This is a genomic window from Nevskia sp. (genome assembly GCF_021732705.1).
Lineage (GTDB): Bacteria > Pseudomonadota > Gammaproteobacteria > Nevskiales > Nevskiaceae > Nevskia.
Window position 1 is genome coordinate 99,126 of sequence record NZ_JAKFUM010000006.1, and the last position, 18,853, is coordinate 117,978.

The following is an 18,853-nucleotide window of genomic DNA, read 5'->3' on the forward strand; positions in this document are numbered from 1 at the left end:
CTGCGCTCCATCTCGATGCCGGCCTCAGGCGCGGGCCGGCGGCGGCGGCAGCACCGGGCGGATCTCGGTCGAGCCGCGGGCGCAGGCCGGACTGCGCGCGGCCCATTCCAGCGCATCGTCAAGGGCTGGCACCTCGATGATCACGTAGCCGCCGAGATGCTCCTTGCTGTCGGCGAACGGGCCGTCCTGCACCTGCCGCTTGCCATCGCGCAGGCGCACGGTGGTGCCGGCGTGCGGCGGCTGCAGGCCGTTGCCGCTCAGCATGATGCCGGCCTGCGCGATCGAGCCGATGTAGGCGCTCCAGGCGCCCCAGTAGGCATCGGCGGTAGCGGGATCTTCGCGCAGCGCGAAGTCTTCGGCGGTTTCCTTGTAGATCAGCATGTATTGCATGGCGCACTCCGGGTGTCGTCTAGGGTAGGGTCGATGTCAGCATTCCGCGATGATTCGCATTCGGGATTGACGTCGGCGCAGAGCGCGGCGCGATCACGGGCGGGCGCTTGGCGTCGGTCGTTCCCGGTGCCGGCGGGCCGGATGGCCCTGCCTGATGACTGGATGCGCGAAGCCGCCGGCAATCGACAGCACGACGAAATTTTTCGCAAGCGCGTCCGCGAACCCGTGATCCGCGACCGGCCGTCAGTAGCTGACGGTGATGATCAGACTGTCGACATAGCTGCCCGCGGCCGCAGGCTGCTGCGCCAGAATGCGGCCGTACACGGTGTGGGAAAAGGCAGTGCCGCCGAGGCCGATCAGAAAGCCGCCGCTGACCCCGGTGCTGTTGTCCCAGACCGTGGTGTAGCTGGCACTGGTGTAGAGGTTGTACGGAAGCGTGCTGGCCCCGGCGTTCATCCGGCGGCTCGCGGTATTGCCGCTGCCGCCGCCGGACAGCAGCACGGTGTAGCTGACCAGCAGACCGATGCCGGTGCAAGTCACCGTGACGGTGGCCGTGGCGGTGCTCGGCGATGCGGCAATCGGGTTGTAGCTGCCAAAGCTCAGGGTGCTGTTGGAGACGGTGCAGCTCGCCAGCAAGGCCTGCGCCGGTGCCGTGACCGCCAGCATGAACGTGGCGACCACCGTCGCCAGCGCACTGCGAATCGCGGCGCGAGTCATGGCGGGCGGTCGAGGCAGCGGACGGTGGCGGTATCGGCCGCATTGGCCGCAGCCGGCAGCGGATCGCGGGCGACCCGGCAGTGGCCGCCGGCCCAGACCACCTCGATTCGCGGACGACGCGCGGGATCGGCGGGCCATTCCAGATACACCGCGCCGTCGTAGCCCACCGGCAAGGCCTGCGCGTGACCCTCGACGCTGAGGCCGGCACCGGCCGGAATCGCGGCTCCCTGCGCGTCGACCAGCCGCAGGCGCCGCATGGATCGGCGGTCGGTGGCAAAGCGCACGGGCACGCCGGCATCCGACGGTGGCGCAATCTCGGCACTGCCGCTGCTCAGGCCGAGGCTGATCGGCAGGTCCCGGTCGTCGATCGCCAGATGGTTGCGCTGATAGGGCATGAGATCGGTCAGCAGCAGGCGGCCGTCGGCATCGGTGCGGCCGACGATCTGGTTTTCGCGCAGCACGCGTACGTTTGCCACGCCGCCGGTATCGACCACGGCGAAGCTCGATGCGATCGGTCGCGACCAGTAGCCATGACCGTCGACCACCGCAAATGCGGTCTGCAGGCGCGCGCTGGCGCCGCCGTGGTCGCCGATGGCGGCATAGCCTGCGCCGAGCGTGCCGCGCGCGGTGGTGAGCGCGGCGTCCGCCTCGCGCAAGCCGGTGTCGCGGCTGTCGGCGCTGACCTGATACGACCAGCCGAGCGGCCCGTCGGGGGCTTTCTGAATGCTGCCGCGCGTACCCCAGTCGCTGCCGTCGTTGGTCGCCTGAATGCTGGCGCTGGCCGTGCGGCCGAAGGCAGCGGACAGGCCGATGACGAGGCTGTCGGCGCCCTGATCGCGGCCCAGCGGATGCAGCCAGCTCGCGTACGCCTGCACGCGCGCGGCGAGTGTCGCGTTCCATGCCAGGCCGGCGAGGCGCGTGCCGCGGCCACGCCAGGGCTGTTCGGAGATGTAGAGGAGGCTCGCGCGCCCGGCGACTGGCAGTCGCCACGACAGGCGCGCGGCATCGGAAAAGTGCAGCGTGCCGGGATCGCGTCCGAGGTCGGCGTAGTCCCGCGTGGCGATCCGGCGGCGCAGCGCCACACTCCAGCGCTCGGCCAGTCGCTCAAACGCGAGGGTCGCGATGCCACCGACGCCACGCTCGGCGTTCGAGGCTGCAGCGGATACCGTCAGCAGGCCGAACGATTGCAGCACGCCGTCGGCTTCGAATCCGCCTTGCTGGCGCCGGGTCGACGCGCTGATCCGGCCGAGCGCGGTCACGCGGTCATCGAGGCCTCGCCGCCACAGTCCGGCAACCATCGGGCGGCTGTAGTGATCATTGGCGCCAGCGAAGTTCTCGCGCAGAAAGCCGGCTTCCACCGTGCGCTCGTCCAGTCCGGTGTCGAGCAGACGCGGCGAGGCGTAAAACGGCTGGCTGATGGTCTGCTCGCGGCCAAGGGCATCGCGGAGGGTCACGGTCAGGTCGCCAGCACCCGTCAGTGTCGGCACGCTGTCGAAACGGAACGCGCCGGGCTGCAGCGCCTGCGGCGGCGTCTGGCGGATACCGTTGACGTAGAGCTGCGCGGTCGACGCCAGTGCTGCATTGCCGCCGAGGCTGGGCAACGGAAAGGTGATGCGATCCGGCTGCAGCGTGAAGTCCGTGCCCCACTGCACACCGCCGAAGCGTACGGGCGTTTCCCAGTCGGCGCTGTGCGTCACACCGTCACCGAGACGCAGGCGCAGCAGACGTTCGGGATCATCGATCAGCCAGTGGCTGTCGAGCCGGCGCAGCGTGTTGCCACCCGTGCGATGGTCAATGAACAGGCTGCTGCGGCCCGCGCCGCCGGGCGCAAACACGCCGACATCGACCAGCGCGTTGACGGCGTCGCTCCCGTTCAAGCCGCCGTAGCGGGCATCCATGTTGACGTAGCCGCCATGGCCGGCCGTGCTGACGGTGCCACGGTCCGGTGAGCCGAGCACCGTGTGCTGCACGCGCTGGGGATTGGCGTCGACCCACAGGGCACTCCGGCAGCCATCGAAGCGCAGCGCCAGGCCATCGTCGGTGCGCAGCACCGCCCAGCGGCTGCCGCCGGCATCGGTTTCCATGCGCGGTGGCGGCAGTGGCGTCCACTGTGCCCACGCCTCGTACGGCGCCCGCCAGAGGCCGTCATCGCCGATCAGCAGCCAGGTGTCGTGCGGGGGCATCGCTGGCGCCGCATGCACGCTCAGCAGCATCGGCTGGCCGGGCAGCGGCATCATCCGCGTGGCGTCGGCCGGGCACGGATCGGGTTCGAACCAGACACCGGTCGGCGCGGCGGCTGCGTCGCTCGCGCAACCCAGCCACCAGAAGGTCAGCAGCAGGCGACGGTCATTGCGCACTGAGTCGAAGGTCGCGCCGCGTCAGTGCCGACGTGCCATCCACGCGCAGCTGCAGCGCACCGGATGCCACGGGGGCGGCACTGGCGGGATCGAGCGCGAAACGGCGGCGCTCGCCCGGGAACAGGTAGATCGGCCCGGCGATGCGGCTCAGCACATGGCCGTCCGACTGCAACTGGGCTTCATCGATCCGCTCGGTGATCGTGCCTTGGTTGGCGGCGACGAGTTGTGGCGCGATCGATCCGCCTTCGGCAGACCAGCGCAGGTCGGAACGGCGCATCTCCGGCTGCCGGAACAGCGGCAGGCTGACGCGCAGACGCATCGCGATCTGCGAGGCGTCGCCGTCCTCGCGGTAGCCGACCGCGGCGAACGGCGGCGGGACTTCCTCGACGATCACGCGCCAGCGGCCCTCTTCGGCCGCGCGGGGCGGATGCAGAAAGCCGATGCGGACGATCTGGCTGGCGCCATTGCCATCGAGGCGGAACATCGGCGGCGTGACGAGGGGCGCTTCGCCGGAGGCCGCGGCATCGTCGGCCGGTTCCAGCACGTCGGCACCGTCGACATGTCGCCAGCGGAACACGCGCACCTGCATCGTGGTGGCCCCACCGCCGGCGTTGCTGATGGTGAGCGAGGTCGCGGTCTGGTCGGATGGCACTTCCAGACGAACCGGATTGACCGTGATCGATCCGGCGCGTGTCGTCAGCGCAAGCAGGAAACAGGCGGCAATGGGCAGGCGGGTCATGGCAGCACTCGTGGTTCAGTAGGTCACGGTGATCGCCACGCTGTCGGTGTACGTTCCGGCAGGCGCGGCCGTGCCGGCCGGAATCTGGCCGTAGACGGTGATCGTATTGGTCAGCGATACCGCGGACGAGGTCCCGTCGAGCGTGTCGGTGCTCGGCGTGTTGCCCCAGTTCAGGGTGCGGCCGGCATCGCGGAACAGCCGGTAGCCCAGCGTGTTGCCGCCGCTGGTCATCTGCCGCAGGCTGACGGTCGCGGCGCTTCCGGCACCGGCATCGAGCCCGATCTTGTAGGCCGTGCCGAGGGTGCAGGTCAGGGTGACGGTGGTCGAGGCATTGCTGGCGCTGCCCGAGGTCGGGTCGTAGCTGCCGAAGCTCAGGGTGCCGTTCGAGATCAGGCAGACCGAGGCGACCGATGCGTTGACCGTCAGCGTGCCACCGGCCGTGGCTGCGCGTGCTGGCATGGCGGCGCCCACCGCGGACAGCGTGGCGGCGGCCATGACGATGCCGCGAACCACGCGCCCGGAACCGGGCGGCCACCGCGCGGCCGCTGCTCGTCGAGCGGGCGCGACCCGCCGGAACCGCGTTGACGTGAACATGGTGTACCTCCTGACTCGGGTGCATTCCTGTTCGGCCTTGGCGCGGAAATCTGGAGCGCAGCGCACGCGTGGCAGTCCAGCGGCATACAACCGACGGATGGATGGTGCCGAGGGCGCGGTCAGTGACCGCCAGTGGGGTGTCGGCTCCGGCAGGCGATGACACGGGCGGCACGATCGGGCGGGCGAATGGCCATGCCGCGGGGCGTGTTCACGAGATCGGTCATGCAGCGCCGGCCGCGTGGCCTCACAATTCGCGGCTGCGCCCTCTCGGGCGCGTCTCACGTGCTCAGGTGCAAACCGTGGAAAGTCAGCCGTTTTCGAGTCTCGCCCTGCATCCGGCCCTGCTGCAGGCGCTGGACTCCCTCGAATACACGGTGATGACGCCGATCCAGGCGCAGAGCCTGCCGCCGATGCTCGACGGCCGCGACGTGATCGGCCAGGCCCGCACGGGCAGCGGCAAGACTGCAGCCTACGGGCTCGGCCTGCTGTCGCGGATCGATCCGACGCAGATGACCACGCAGGCGCTGGTGCTGTGCCCGACGCGCGAACTGGCGGATCAGATCGCGAAGGAAATCCGACGGCTGGCGCGCTGCCTGCCGAACGTCAAGCTGACGGTGCTCGGCGGCGGCATCTCGAAGCGGCCGCAGGTGGCCTCGCTCGAACACGATCCGCACATCGTCGTCGGCATGGCCGGCCGGGTGCAGGAACTGCTGGCCGACGGCAACCTGAAGCTCGACAGCCTGCGCGTGCTGGTGCTCGACGAAGCCGACCGCATGCTCGATTCGGATTTCGAGGACGCCAGCCGCGCGATCGTCGATCAGGCGCCGAAGACCCGGCAGACGCTTTTCTTCTCCGCCACGTTCCCGGACAGCGTGCGCGCCTTGAGCCGCCGGCTGCAGCGCGAGCCGGTCGAGATCACGGTCGACAACGCCGTGGTCACGACGCAGGTCGAGCAGACCTTCTACGAGGTCGACCCGATCCGCCGGATGGATGCGCTGGCGCATCTGCTGAGCACGCAGCGACCGGAATCGGCGCTGGTCTTCGTCCACACCAAGAACGATGCGCAGGACGTCGAGACGAAACTGGCGAAGCGCGGCTTCTCGGTGCTGAGCCTGCATGGCGACATCGACCAGCGGGATCGCGACGAAGTGCTGGTGCGCTTCGTCAACGGCTCGGCCCGTGTGCTCGTGGCCACCGATGTCGCGGCCCGCGGGCTCGATATCCAGAACCTCGCGCTGGTCGTCAGCTACGAGTTGCCGAACGAGCCGGACCAGCATGTTCACCGCGTGGGCCGTACCGGTCGCGCTGGCAGGAGCGGCATCGCGCTGCATCTGTTCACGTCGCGCGAGCGCAGTAGAGTCGCGGCGATCGAAGCGAAACTCGGCCTGAAGGCGGTACTCGGCAAGCTGCCGATGTCGCAGCTGTCGCCGGATCGCCCGGTGCCGCCGGTGTTCGTGACGCTGTGCGTCGACGCCGGCCGGCGCGACAAGCTGCGCCCGGGCGATCTGCTCGGCGCGCTGACCGGCGATGCCGGTCTGGCCAAGGAAGCCGTCGGCAAGATCAACACCTTCGATACGCGGACCTATGTGGCGATCGACCGCCGCTTCGCGAAGAGCGCGCTGGAGCGGCTCAAGGCCGGCAGGATCAAGGGCAAGAACTTCCGCGTGCGCCCGATCGACTGAGATCGACTGAGATCGACTGATTCCGCAGGCGGCGGTCGCGTGTCGCGTCAGCGACTGCGCAAGGCCGCGACTTCGGCAGCGGTCAAGGTCCGGTGCGCGCCTTTGGCGAGCGCACCGAGCGTCAGCGGGCCGATCGCGACCCGCACCAGCCGCAGCACGTCGTAGCCGAGCGCCTCGAGCAGCCGGCGGATGTGCCGATTGCGGCCTTCGTCGAGCACGATTTCGAGCCAGGCGTTCTTCTCGCCAACCCGGAGCCGCGTGGCGCGCCGGGCGGCCAGATGATCAGCGCCGTCGGCGATGCCGGCGACCATCGCCGCGAGAGCGGCGTCGTCCGGCAGGCCGTTGACCTGCACGTGATAGGTCTTTTCCAGCGCGCCGGACGGTTCGGTGATGCCGGCCGCCCACACCGTGTCGTTCGACAGCAGCAGCAGGCCTTCGCTGGCTTTGTCGAGCCGGCCGACCGGGCCGATCCACGGCAGGCCGGCATCGGCCAGCAGCGCGTAGACCGTGTCGCGCCCGCGCTCGTCGGCGGCGCTGACCACGATGCCGCGCGGCTTGTTGAGTGCGAGATAGACCTTGGCGGCGGCCTGCACCGCGACGCCATCGAGCGTGATCGCTTCGCGCGTGGCATCGCTCGGCCGTTCCGGGTTGCGTTCGATCCGGCCATCGACCGCGACGCGGCCGTCGCGGATCGCGGCTTCGGCCTGGCTGCGCGAGCAGACGCCGAGCTTCGACAGCACCCGCGCGAGCCCATGGCGCGGAGGGGCCGCGCGTCCGGCAGGCGAGGCCGCGCGGGCGCGGGGCGGGGAACGACGCGGCGGCGGCTTCATGGCGCGTGTAGGGCGCGGTTTGATTCGGGACACATTGCGGGTTGGTTTTAGACACCTTGCAATAGTGCCGCAACGGGCCTGTCAGGGCGATGCAAGGCGATGAGAAAAGGCTAGATCAGGTCGAGGCCGAGGGTTTCGGTGAGGGGTTTCGGCGCTGGCCAGCCGTCGCGCCAGTTTCCAATGATCAGTTCCTTGGCCGGCTGGGCGTTCTGGCCGCCGCCGACGGTGTAGGTGATGTCGGCCGTGCGCATCGGGAAACCGGCGAAAATCGCCCGGATGTCCGGGTGGTCATTGATTGAAACAATCATGGTGCCTTGGATAGAGCGCATCAGGGCAGCCATCTGCTCGTAGTGCTCGAAGCCGAATTCGACGCCGTAGCCCTCGGTTTGCCAGTACGGCGGATCGCAATAGAACAGGGTGTGCGGTCGGTCGTACCGTGAGATGACCTCAGCCCAAGGGAGGTTTTCGACATAGGCACCGTGCAGTCGAAGATGGGCGGCGCTCAGCTCCTCCTTGATGCGCAGCAGATTGAGCTTGGGCGGGGCTGTGGTCGCGTAGCCGAAGCTCTGGCCGTCCACGCGACCGCCAAAGGCATTGCGCTGCAGGTAGTAGAACCGGGCGGCGCGCTGAATATCGGTCAAGGTCCTCGGCACCTTGGCCTGCTCCCAGTCGAAGACCGTCCGGCTGGTCAGCGCCCACTTGAACTGCCTGACGAACTCCTCCAGGTGGTTCTGAACGACGCGATACAGGTTCACCAGCTCGCCATTGATGTCGTTGATTACCTCCACGTCAGATGGCGGCTTCAGGAAAAAAAGGGCTGCCGCGCCGCAGAACGGCTCGACGTAGCAGGTGTGTTCAGGAAACAGCGGAAGAATCAGCGGGACCAGACGGCGTTTTCCGCCAATCCACGGAATGATGGGTGCAGCAGGCATGGGCTCTCCTCGGCCAGATGAACTCGGTTAGGCTTCCCATGCCGTGTGCACGGTGGGGATGCCTTGGCTGGCCGTCGGTGTATGCCGGCGGTTGGCGGCCCTCGGTGCGCGCTAACGCATCGAGGGTCGCATCCTCTTACGCGGTGCGACGCCAGTACAGGATGACCTGGTACGGCTGAAGGTTCGGATGAGGCTGGCCACCGCCGACTGACCGCACCGGATTGGTGGCATTGAAGGTGTTGGTATTGCTGGCCTCGTAGGCCTCGTCGGTGACGAACGACTGAAAAGCGCCCCCACCGGCGCCGGTGGTCGAGGAGCCACGCTCGATGCCGTGCCGATGCGCCGGCATTTGGTCGACCGACAGCGTGATCTCCTTCGCACCGCCGGTCTCGCCGACCACGTCAAACAGCGGATCGCTGACATCGAGGCCGACCAGGACGCGGCCGGCCGCGTAGTTCTCCCAGGTGCCGATCCCGAACAGCTGGAACGGCGTCTGGATGCCGGTGCTGATGAACACGCAGCCGACCGGATAGACCAGGCTGAAAATGGCCTTCCGGAATTGGTTGTTGGCCCCGGCGTTCAGCGCAATTCCTGCCGCTTCGATGGTCGACGCGATCTCCTCTTGAACGCTATTGAGGAAGGCGGCGGTGACCACGGTGGCGGGCGTGCCGGAGCTGGGGCTGCCCTCGGTAAAGCGATTGTCAGGCGTCGCCGTGGGATGTTGGATTCGCTGCATGGGTCAGGGTCCGTAGGCAAAAAGAAGGGCCGTGTGCGCCGGCTTGATCCGGTTAAACAGGCATTCGAGCGACTCGTTGCCGAAGCTGGTCAAAGGGTCGCCAGCCGTCGACAAGCCAGCTCGGAACGGGGTCACTGGCACGTCGGCCGATCGGATGCGCCAGGTGTGCAAGGCCGGCTCCTCGATCGTGATCGTGTAGCCGTAGGCAGCACCGACGCCGATGAAGTAGCTGCGCGAAGCCCCGCCCGTGGCGGTGAGCCGAGCGACCAAGGCTATGCGGCGCTGCTGCACGCTCTGTGCAACGGCCACGCAAGAGTCTGGCAGCCCGGCTGTCAGCTCCCAGTCGGGCAGCAATTCGGCGGTCGAACGCGGGTCGGCCTCGACCAGCAGTGTGTCCGCGCGAACGTGCAGCCGCGCTAGCTCGCCCCCGAGCGCGAACAAGAGCCGAGCCAGCAGCGAGCCTTCGCGCCGCGTCCAGGCCGGGCCGACCGGCAACAGCGCCGCCAGCTGCGCGGCATAGATCTCGGCACTTACGTCCACGTCAGCGTCCCCAGCACCAGGATCGCACCGGCCGCCGCCGTCACATTGGCCGACGGCGTGATCAGGTTGTGGTCGTACTCGCCGACGGCCTGACTGATGGCTTCGCGCACATGCGTCAGCAGGATCGTGCCTTCGGGTGCCGCTTCGCGCGTGAACAGATCGGCCAGTGCAGCCTGTACCGACGCCCGAATGGCCGGCGTATTCGGAACCAGCGTCACGCGGATATTGACCGCCTGGCGGTTCGGCGCGACGACGTCGACGTCGGCCGTCACCGGCCGCACGCTGTCGATGTAGGCCTGCGCGGCAGCCACCGTGGCTGCGCTGGCCAGCGTGACACCTGCATAGCTGTCGTCGGCGATGTAGACGCGCACGTTGCCGGCACCGAGATACAGCGGAAAGACCCAGGCACGCGAGACGCCGCGCACCGATGTCGCCCAGATCTCGTAGTCGAAGGCGTTGCCGCCATGCGGCGGGTTTTGAATCCGCTCGATCATGCGGGCGCGCAGCGAGTCGTCGTCCTCCAGCTCCGCGCCACCGTTGATGCCATCGGCCGTGATCTGGGCCACCGCATTAACGCCCAGCGCCGGGCTGATGAAGCTCAGCAGCGTGTTGCCGGCCTGGTTGCCGACAGCGCCAGGCACCTGCGCGGTAACCAGCGCAACGGCCGATCCCGTGCCATCCAGAACCACCGGGTTCGACACCTGATACTCGATGCCATTGGCCGACTGCAGCGCCTTGCCGGCGGCGATCGTGGCGGCCGGGTCGCCAGTGATCGTGATGCTGCCGCTGGCGTAGGTCGGCTGGCGTCGACCGACGCTCCACAGGCTCGCCCAGCGCGCCAGATCGTCACCGGTCGCGGAGTAAGGGACCGACTGCTCGGAGCGATACGCGACGAAGCCATACAGGCTATGGATGGCCGACGACAAGGCACTGGCGAAAACACCGAGCACGCTGCGGCGAAGGGATGGTGTCGAGCCCTCGATCCGCGTCTGCAGGTCCGCCTGCACACGGTTCTGAATCTGGCTCAAGCTCGGGCGATTGAACGGCATCGGCAGTCTCAGGTGACGCCCGGGGCCGGGAACAGGTCGACCTGTCCGCCGCCGGCGTTGGTGTTGAACTGATTGTCGTAGGCGCGCACGCGGCTGACCCAGACCGGCCGCCACGGGATCTGCGCATTGCTGAACCGGCTGTACGGGTGCCAGGTGTAGTGCACCCGGCTCTCGTTCGGGTTGCTGGCACCGGTCTCCTCGTCGAAGGACGTGAAGCCGATCGATTCTTGGTCAGCAGCGATCAGGTTGTTCGAGGTGCCGGTATTGCCAAGGGCGATCAAGCGCGCCTGTTCGGCCTTGATCAGCGTCAGATCGTCGATGCCGGGCACCACGAAATTGACCATCTTCAGCAGCGCGCCATTCTGCTCGCCCCACACATCGATGCCGAAGCTCTGCAGAGCGATCGCCAGCGGGATCAGGAACACCAGCGCGTAGCTGGAGTAGTACAGCGCTCGCGAGCCGCGTGACAGCTCGGCAATCAGCGACCCGGTGGCCCCTGGCAAGGTCGCCGCGTCGTAGACCGCATTCCGGAAGATGTACAGGCCGAAGTCGTAGAAGTCGCCGCGTTCCAGGATGCGGGCAGCCGTCACCGCCGCGAAGCCGGCGCTGTAGCTGTGGTTATTGCGGGCCGTGTTCGTCCCGGTCCATACCTGCGGCCCGGTGAAGCCCTGCCGGATGATCGAGCGATAGAACGTGATCATCGCCGTGGTCCTTGCCCGGAACCATTCCCGGATCACTGCATGGTCAGCCGGTGTGCCGGCACCACAGTCACGCACCAGCAGATAGGCCATGCCCGTGCTGCCGATCTGGTTGCTGATCTGCGTCAGGCTGGAGCTGTCGCCGGCTGGGCCGCGCCAGTAGTCCGCCGCGCACCAATCCCGCAGCCCGCGCAGGCAGCGTAGCGCCTCGGAGCGATTGCCCGAGACCGCCCAGGCATTGCTCGCCTTCACCATCTCGGACGCGAACGCGCGCGGCGGATCGATGATCGAGTGGTACTGCGCGTAGCTCGGGGGATCGACGATCGAGCGGAACGGGTCCAGCGGATTCGGAGGGCCGTAGACGCTGACCGTCGGCACTTCTGCCGGCGGCGCGAAGATGTCGCCACTGCGCTGGAAGAAGTACCAGACGCCCGCCGTCGACGCGAAAGTGGCGAAGCTCAGCGGCGGGATCGACATCGTCGCAGCGCCCTGAATCGTGCCGGCCGCAGTGGAGACCGTGATGCTGGCCACGCTGTCGATATTGATGATGGTGATCAGCGCCAGCGTCGGTGCCGTCACCGGCGACGGCAGCACGTCGTTCATAGCCGCGCCACCGTTCGAGCGCCGGAAGTAGCGATTCGAGGTGAACGTCGGATAAGCGGAATAGCTCGCGCCGGGCGCTTCGATCGCCGTGCCGATGAAGGCCGGAGCGGCTTCGATCGACCCTGGGTTCGACACCGCTTCGATGGTCTTGAAGTTGATCGGCGACCAGCGCTGCCGGGCGCGTAGCGCCAGACTGTTTCCGGTGATCGCACCGGCCTGCACGGACAAGGCTCGCACGGCCGTCGCCGCCGGCTTCGTGCCGTTGACGCTACCGAGCCAGGCGTTGGTCGCGGTCGTCGGATCGAAGCCCGCCAAGGCGGTCGACAGCACGCCACCGCCGCCCAGGTCCGGCATCGACACCGAGATCGAACCCGCCGACCACGATGCGCATATTCGGATGGCCCCAGTCGCTCCGGCGCTGGCACGCGTCAACGTGGCCACGGCCGTGCCCGCAAGTTCGACGATCGCGCCCACCTGATCGCCAGCCACCAAGCGCAGCACATGGCCGCTCCCGAACTGCACCGCGAACACCGTGGCGTACGGCGTCATGGCCCGATACTCGGCCTCGATCACGGCGTGGCAGGCACCCGCGAATAGGGCGGGTTCGTTGATGGCCACGACTTCAGCAGCGCGCGACACCAGGCCTGTTGCACCGACCACCGTCACGCGCTCGATGCGGGGTGACGGGTACAGCCGGATGTCGGTCACCGAAGTCGAGTTCGCGGCAGCGCTGAAGGTCAATTGCGTGCTGACGTAGGCCGTGTTCGCCGGCATCGTCTGCTGCACTTCGGCGGTCACCGGTACCGAGCTGGCTGGAATCGCATTCGAGCCGGAGCCCGTCGACGAAGTGGAGGCATTGCGCGAAGTGATGCCCACGCGCGGCCCGGCATTGTTCGGGTCAGCCAGAATCCGGGCGATGACCGACGACACCCAGACCTGACCAGGCGCTGCAGCGGGGTTGCTGGCCTGCGCGATCGGGCTAGTGCGTACGGTGCCGGCGATCGCAGCACCCGTGGTGTTGGTCACCGTCACCCGCAAGGTGATGTCGCCTGCCACCTCAGTGTTCACGGCCAGCACCTGCGCCGTTGTCGACGCGCCCAGGCTCCAGCCCGTCGGCAGCTGCCCGCCCGAGCCCACCGTGCCGATCACCACGCCGGAGCTGGTGTTATAGGCGTAGTAGTTGGTCCGGGTTTCAACACCGGCCGACGTCGCGATCCAGTCGGTAGCCGTGCTGCCAGCTTCGAGCTGCGCGGCGGTCAGCCGAAAGCGAAAGACGCCCGTGCTGCCGTTGCGGATGACTGCCGTGATCACTGGCGATGCCGTGACTGCCGTGCTGTCCAGCAAGGTAGTCACGATGAACGGCGTGGCCACGCCGGTGGTCGACACCAGCACGGCAGATTCCAGCGAATCGCCCACGGCGACGCCGCCCGAGTTGCGGCCGTAGATGCGCGCCCGCACCAGGCTGATGTTGGTGCGCGTCAGCACCGTCAGATCGCCGCTGAAGGTGAAGGTGCGCGTGGCGCCCGCCGTATAGCCGTTGTTCGGCTCCAGGCTGATCTGGATCGTGGTGCCGTCGTCCGGATTCAGCGGATCGAACGGCGTGGTGTTGGTGTACTGGGCTTCCACCACGATCGAGGCCCTGCCATCGACCGTGCCAATCTCGATCACGGACAAGGTCACGCCACCGGTGGCATCCCAGCCGAGCGGCAACGCGCCACCGAAGCCGATCGCACCGACCACGGCTCGCGAGAATGCGGAGTTGGACAGTAGCTGCTGCGATGGCGGGTCGATAAACACGCCGCGATCAGTCAGCCGCACCGCATTGGCGGCGAACATCGCCCGGCTGCCATCGAAGCGCGGCGCGGTCGACGCGGAGGCGCGGCTGCATGACAGCAGGCTGGCCGGTGAGCCTGCCCAGGCACCGCCGCGCCACGCGCGTGCCCGGCGGAAGTCCGCCTGCAGGCGCATGGCACTGCGATTCGGCACCGGCCGCATCATGGGAAGTAGCCGATGATCGTGATGCCGGCGTCGGTGCCTGTCGCCAGCACCTTGCTCGGGATGTTCGGAAAGAACGTGTTCGGCGCGAAGAGCTGCGACACCACGGCACCGTTGCCGAACTGCAGCGCGACCAGGCCACCGTCCGGAAAGTACAGGCCACCGACCGGCAGCGGGTCGAGCGTCACGGAATCCGAAGGCACGATCGGAAGCGCGGTCGATCCTCCCGTCGGGGTCGCCTCGATCGCAGCCACGGCCGCGTCGACGCGCGCCTGGGCATCGGTGATGAGCTTGGCGATGGATGGCAACAGCACGCTGCCGTTGTCCACCGTCTGGGTCGGGCCGCCTGTGAAGATCGCGACAAAGCCATCGACCACCGATCGAATCGTTACCGCAGCCGCTTCGAGTTCGCTTTGTGCGCTCACAGGGTCACCATCGGATCCATGGTTTGGTAGAGGTAGGCGTAGCGCGCCGCCAGGCGCTGCAGCTCCGCCAGCTGCGTGAATGGCGACACCCGCTCATACGGCCGCAACGAAGCCGCCCAGATGTCGCTGAAGCGGATCAGCTCAAGGCCTGTCGGCCGCACGATCTCGATCGCCAGATCAAGCCGGCCGCGCTGCGGGAACGTGGCCGTCGCCTTGACCGAGCGCGCCACACCGTCGTCGACCAGCCAGGCCAGTGCCCGCTCGGCCGCGAGCTGCGCCTTGATCAGCACGTCGTCGGTCTGCTTTTCGCGCTGCAGCTGCCACAGCGTTGAGCCGATGCGGTCACCAGCAACGGTCGACAGCGCATCGCCCCACCAGCCACGCCGATCCGCGCTGCCGGCGTCGTCGTTCTCTCGATCGCTGAACAGCGAAACGATCACCGCCGTCCGCAGCGAGGGATCGAGCAGCAGATCGGTGTCCAGGAAGTCGAGGTCGAAGCCATCGAGCAGATCATCCGACGCGGCGATGAGGGCAAGGTCGGCCATCAGGTCATCGGCATGTTGGTAAGGCCAGAGGTCGCGCCGCCGGCCTGAACGCCGGTATGGCGATGCGCGTTGTTGATGTCGCGCATTTCCTGCATCGAGCCCAGCGGATCAGACACCGAGGTATTGCTCAGCAATGCGCCGTCGACGGTCATCGTGCCGGTGACGTGCGTATGCGGGCTGTTGATCGTGACCAGACTGCTGCTGTGGATCACGATCTCGCCGGTCGCTTTGAGCCAGACGTGATCGCCGTGGCTGTTGTAGACCTGGCTTTCGCCGACATCGAGATTGCGCGGCCGGGAATCGTGCTCGCCGCCGATGACCAGGCAATGCGTCCGCGAGCCGGCGATCGAGATCAACAAGCAGGTGCTGCCGGGCGGCGGCACCGCGCTATGTCCGAAGTACTGCAGCCGCTGCACGTCATCCAGGCGTTCGCCAGCGAGCGCGGTCACCTGCACCGTCTGCAGCTTGCCGCCGTCGTCGGCGCGCGCGATCAAGGCGCGCGATGCCAGTGCCCGCAGCCGACGCGACAAAGGCCGCATCGCCGTCTGCATGGCCGTCAGGATCGCAGTGCGGCTGTCAGCCATCAGGGAGCCGGCTCGACGATCTGCCAAGCGATCACGCTGGTGTCGGTGGCCTGGGAGCACAGGATGGTGAAGCTGATCCCGGCGCTGCGGCCGCTGATGCCGCAGGCCGAAGGCACCGACACCGTGCCCAAGGTCTGCGGCGTCAGGAAAATGCGGCTACTGCTGGTCACCAGCGTGTTGCTGACCGTCACGGTGCCGGCGCTCAGGGTGGCCGTGCCCATCGCCGCGTTGCTGCCCTCGCGAATGGAAAGGCCCGCACCCGCCGCGCCCAGGCGAACGCCGCCATCGAGCTGCGTCAGGCCCGCTGCGACCCAAAGGGCGCGCGGGTTGGTGATGGTCATGTTGGTGCCGGCCAGCGGCGCGCTGTCGATGTACAGCGAGGCGGCATCGGTGATCGTGCTCGCGCCGACCGCGGAATGCGTCGAAGGCGTGATTCTGAAATCGCGCTGCAAGGTGATTGCACCGGTCGCGTGCTGCCGCACCTGCCCCAGATTGAAATACACACTCGGGCTTTCGGTTGCAGCCGTCATGCTCGTATCGGCAGCACCCGTAAACCCGAATCGCACCGAAGCGGCCGCCGACGACGTGGTCGGAGTGCAGCTGAAGGCGAGCGAGCTGACCGTGCATCGCGTGCTGTTGCCGGTGCGGAAAAGGATGGAGCCGGTACCTTTCGTCGAAAGGGTCAATCCTTCGTTCGTCTGCGTCGAAATCACTGCGATGTCGGCGGCCGAACCGGCCACATTGCCAGTGATCTTGATGCCGGTGACTTGTGAGGCTGTCGAGTCGTCGACCTGCAGAACAGGGTTCGTGCTGCCGTTCGGCCCGACGACCAGCGCGTTTGCCGAAGCCGAAGTGAGCGTATGCGCGCCGCTGGCCAGCGTGCCCACGCCGCTGATGTTGTTGCTGGCATCGATCAGCACGCCGCTGTTCTGCAGCACGGTGCCACCGGTGCCGCTGTAGCGCGCGATCGCCGTGTCAGTGCTGGTACCGGGGCCAGTCACGCCACCGCCGCCGCCACCGCCGGCCGGAGTGGCCCAGGTGCCATCGCCGCGCCAGTACGTCGTGGAGTCCGCACCGGTACCGCCGTTGAGCTTGGATACCGGCAGGTTGCCGCTCAGGTTCGCGATCACCAGTGAAGATTCGGCTACGTCAATTGTCGGGTTGCCCGCCACGCCGCTGCCGTTGCTGACCGTGATCTTGCTGCTACCGGCCGTAATGGTTCGGCTCGTATAGCTGCCGCTGGCGATACGGGCGATCAAGCCCGTCACCGCCAACTGCTGCAGCGCCGGCAGCTCAGCGCCGGCCTGCAGGCGTTGCTGGGCACCGAGCCGCGTCACGTTCAGATAGTCCTGGGCCAGCAGAGTTTCGCTCTGCCCGAAAGCCGACAGACAGAACAGCAGGCACAACACGAAAATGATTTTCAGGTTCATGGCGAGGGCTCGGTTAAAGGGCAGCAGGGACTTTTGCCAGCGAGCAACGGCCAACATCGACGGTGGCCGAACCGATGACCGAACCATCGAGGTGCGTCTCCACGCGCACCGTCAGCGCGGTGGCACCGCTTTGCACGGTCAGCCGGTTGGTACGGCGGATGCTCGAAAACGCCACCTGCGGGAAAGGCTGCGTGCTGTCGATCGGGTTCAGGTCGTAGTAGGTCTGGCCAGCGCCGCCGGTCGACAGAAGGACCAGCGCCACGCCGACCAGGTTGTTGCCGCTGAGGCCCGACACATTGACTTCGCACGTCGCCTCGACGATGTCTCCGGCCGCAAAGTTGCTGGAAACGGTCTGCAGCAGGAAGCCGACGAACTCCGGATTGGCAGCCGGCGGTGTTGCCGGCGTCGCGGTGCCGTTCGTGGTCCAGATCTGACGCGCCGATGATCCGGCCGTGCCGTCCAGAAAGGTGGTGTTGATGCTGCCGACGCCGGTGCCGTAGGTGCTCTGGCGTTGCATCGTCCAAGCGTCCGGAACTTGGCCGCTGACTCCGGTGCCGTTCAGGGTCCCGGCGGTGCCCGCCATGAACCCATTAGCCAGCAGGTTGCCGCCTGGATTGCTGCTGGCGTTGTAGAGGTTTCCGGCGGACTGCAGCGTTCCGACGATCGAGGGCGGCAGGTTGCCGGCTTCCTGGTCCCATTCGGCGCGCGCGGCGGCGTAGGCGCAGGCCGGCAGCGGGTGCAGCCCGTCGACGAGGCAGCCGGCACGCGGGTCGCCGACGGTCGACGCCGGGTCGACCATATATCGCCACGGATCAACCACCCGAATCTTGTAGCCAGTGGTCGGTGCCGTCGTAATGTTGTAGCGCCTGATGTACTGATTGAACTGCTCGATCGCGCCCTTGGCCGTGGTCACTTCGCCCGTGGTCATGCCAAGCGCCGTGAGGTTCGCAGCGGATCGCGGATAGACCGTGCTGACGGTCAGCGGGATGCCGGCCGCCCCCAGCTGCTGAATGATGCTGTTGAGCTGGCCTTGCACCGTAGCCAGCGAAACCTTGGCCCCGAAGTCGTTCGTGCCGCACAGGAGGAAGGCATCGTCCGGCCGCTGGCTGATGATCGCGGACAGCCGCGCGAGGATGTCGCCGCAGCCCTGGCCGCTGACACCGAAGTTCAGAGAGTTGGCCGTAAAGGTCGAGGCCGTCGCGTACTGAACGGGCATCTCGAAACACTGGCCGCACAAGGCGTTCAGCCAGATCGCGTAACCCGAGGCCGACCGCTCGTTGATGCTCGGGGTCGTCTTGTTGTTGCGCGCCGTGATCGAGTCTCCGATCCACGCACGTCGGCCGGCCCGGTGGCCGACGCCGCCCAGATAAGGCGGATAGTCACCGGCCGCCGGCACTACGGCACCGACGCGCGAGTTGAAGCTGCTCACGGCCCCGCCACCGCCGCCGCTCGGAGCCTGCCAGGTCGCGGTGCTGGCGCTGGTTGCGGTCGGCACATAGCCGGCCACTGGCGTGCCGCTGACGGTCACGCCGTTGATCGCGCCGATGCGGGCATCGTTGCCCTGGGCAATCGTCCCGGCCGTTGTTCCAAAGGACGCTGCGCAGGTGCCGGTGGTCGTGATCGTGCCGCCGGTCAGGCCGGTGCCGCAGACGACCGTGGTCACCGTTCCGCCGCCGCCGCCACCGGTCGCGCTCAGGACGCCGCCTACGCTCAACGACAGGCCGCTGCCGATGGTGATGGCAGCCGGTGCCGCAGCGCCTGCAGCGGCATTCCCGAGCAAGGTGCCGCCCGGCAGGGTGGCCAGATTCGCGTACGGCACCACGATGGGCGCGTAGCGGGCATCGGCCTGCGTCCGGGTCCAGACATCACCAATGCCGTAGCCGGCCACGGTGGTCGGTGTGTTCCGAATATGGGTCCAGTTGGTCGTGGTGTTCTGCGCTTCGGCCGTGCCGAGCAGCAGGCTTACGCAGGCGAGCAATCGCAGGGCGTTCTTCATTGTGGGCGGGC

The 18,853-nt window shown here is 67.6% G+C and carries 17 protein-coding genes; 1 reads left to right on the top strand and 16 read right to left on the bottom strand.

Going from position 1 to position 18,853, the window contains the following annotated elements; translation table 11 throughout:
• Positions 1-24 precede the first annotated feature (24 nt).
• From QZ951_RS05835 to QZ951_RS05855, 5 genes are all read right to left on the bottom strand, one after another.
• The gene (locus QZ951_RS05835) at positions 25-390 is read right to left on the bottom strand and encodes a YciI family protein (protein ID WP_292999527.1); all 366 of its coding nucleotides are present in this window, start codon (positions 388-390) and stop codon (positions 25-27) included.
• A gap of 243 nt (positions 391-633) precedes the next feature.
• On the bottom strand, positions 634-1,107 hold the full coding sequence (locus QZ951_RS05840) for a spore coat U domain-containing protein (RefSeq protein ID WP_292999529.1): 474 nt from the start codon (positions 1,105-1,107) through the stop codon (positions 634-636).
• Complete coding sequence (locus QZ951_RS05845; RefSeq protein ID WP_292999531.1) at positions 1,104-3,464, bottom strand: fimbria/pilus outer membrane usher protein; 2,361 nt, start codon at positions 3,462-3,464, stop codon at positions 1,104-1,106. Before QZ951_RS05845 ends, QZ951_RS05840 begins: the two co-directional genes overlap by 4 nt.
• The gene (locus QZ951_RS05850; protein ID WP_292999533.1) at positions 3,454-4,203 is read right to left on the bottom strand and encodes a fimbria/pilus periplasmic chaperone; all 750 of its coding nucleotides are present in this window, start codon (positions 4,201-4,203) and stop codon (positions 3,454-3,456) included. Before QZ951_RS05850 ends, QZ951_RS05845 begins: the two co-directional genes overlap by 11 nt.
• A 15-nt stretch (positions 4,204-4,218) precedes the next feature.
• Complete coding sequence (locus QZ951_RS05855) at positions 4,219-4,797, bottom strand: spore coat U domain-containing protein (protein WP_292999535.1); 579 nt, start codon at positions 4,795-4,797, stop codon at positions 4,219-4,221.
• A 299-nt stretch (positions 4,798-5,096) separates the two neighbouring features.
• On the opposite strand from QZ951_RS05855, the gene dbpA reads away from it, so the two are divergent.
• On the top strand, positions 5,097-6,479 hold the full coding sequence (gene dbpA, locus QZ951_RS05860; protein WP_292999537.1) for an ATP-dependent RNA helicase DbpA: 1,383 nt from the start codon (positions 5,097-5,099) through the stop codon (positions 6,477-6,479).
• Between the two features lie 47 nt (positions 6,480-6,526).
• Here dbpA and QZ951_RS05865 read toward each other — a convergent pair whose 3' ends face one another.
• The 11 genes from QZ951_RS05865 to QZ951_RS05915 all read right to left on the bottom strand — a co-directional run bounded on the left by QZ951_RS05865 (position 6,527) and on the right by QZ951_RS05915 (position 18,842).
• The gene (locus QZ951_RS05865) at positions 6,527-7,309 is read right to left on the bottom strand and encodes a pseudouridine synthase (protein WP_292999539.1); all 783 of its coding nucleotides are present in this window, start codon (positions 7,307-7,309) and stop codon (positions 6,527-6,529) included.
• 110 nt (positions 7,310-7,419) lie between these two features.
• Positions 7,420-8,241: a DNA adenine methylase gene (locus QZ951_RS05870; RefSeq protein ID WP_292999541.1), complete on the bottom strand. Its 822-nt coding sequence runs from the start codon at positions 8,239-8,241 to the stop codon at positions 7,420-7,422.
• Between the two features lie 136 nt (positions 8,242-8,377).
• Positions 8,378-8,896, bottom strand: a complete 519-nt coding sequence (locus QZ951_RS05875) for a hypothetical protein (RefSeq protein ID WP_292999543.1) — start codon at positions 8,894-8,896, stop codon at positions 8,378-8,380.
• Positions 8,897-8,980: 84 nt separating this feature from the next.
• On the bottom strand, positions 8,981-9,517 hold the full coding sequence (locus QZ951_RS05880) for a putative phage tail protein (RefSeq protein ID WP_292999545.1): 537 nt from the start codon (positions 9,515-9,517) through the stop codon (positions 8,981-8,983).
• On the bottom strand, positions 9,508-10,566 hold the full coding sequence (locus QZ951_RS05885; RefSeq protein WP_292999547.1) for a baseplate J/gp47 family protein: 1,059 nt from the start codon (positions 10,564-10,566) through the stop codon (positions 9,508-9,510). Before QZ951_RS05885 ends, QZ951_RS05880 begins: the two co-directional genes overlap by 10 nt.
• A gap of 8 nt (positions 10,567-10,574) precedes the next feature.
• Positions 10,575-13,835, bottom strand: coding sequence for an alginate lyase family protein (locus QZ951_RS05890; protein WP_292999549.1), 3,261 nt, complete (start codon positions 13,833-13,835; stop codon positions 10,575-10,577).
• A gap of 26 nt (positions 13,836-13,861) precedes the next feature.
• A complete protein-coding gene (locus QZ951_RS05895; RefSeq protein WP_292999551.1) occupies positions 13,862-14,287 on the bottom strand; it encodes a hypothetical protein in 426 nt (141 codons plus the stop codon).
• Positions 14,284-14,832 (bottom strand): phage GP46 family protein, encoded by a 549-nt coding sequence (locus tag QZ951_RS05900; protein ID WP_292999553.1) that lies wholly within the window; start codon positions 14,830-14,832, stop codon positions 14,284-14,286. The genes QZ951_RS05895 and QZ951_RS05900 overlap by 4 nt, the downstream gene beginning before the upstream one ends.
• Positions 14,832-15,416 carry a phage baseplate assembly protein V gene (locus tag QZ951_RS05905; protein WP_292999555.1) on the bottom strand — a complete coding sequence of 195 codons (585 nt, stop codon included), beginning with the start codon at positions 15,414-15,416 and terminating at the stop codon, positions 14,832-14,834. Before QZ951_RS05905 ends, QZ951_RS05900 begins: the two co-directional genes overlap by 1 nt.
• A complete protein-coding gene (locus QZ951_RS05910) occupies positions 15,416-16,903 on the bottom strand; it encodes a hypothetical protein (protein ID WP_292999557.1) in 1,488 nt (495 codons plus the stop codon). The genes QZ951_RS05905 and QZ951_RS05910 overlap by 1 nt, the downstream gene beginning before the upstream one ends.
• Positions 16,860-18,842, bottom strand: coding sequence for an SGNH/GDSL hydrolase family protein (locus QZ951_RS05915; protein WP_292999559.1), 1,983 nt, complete (start codon positions 18,840-18,842; stop codon positions 16,860-16,862). Before QZ951_RS05915 ends, QZ951_RS05910 begins: the two co-directional genes overlap by 44 nt.
• Between the last annotated feature and the right edge of the window lie 11 nt (positions 18,843-18,853).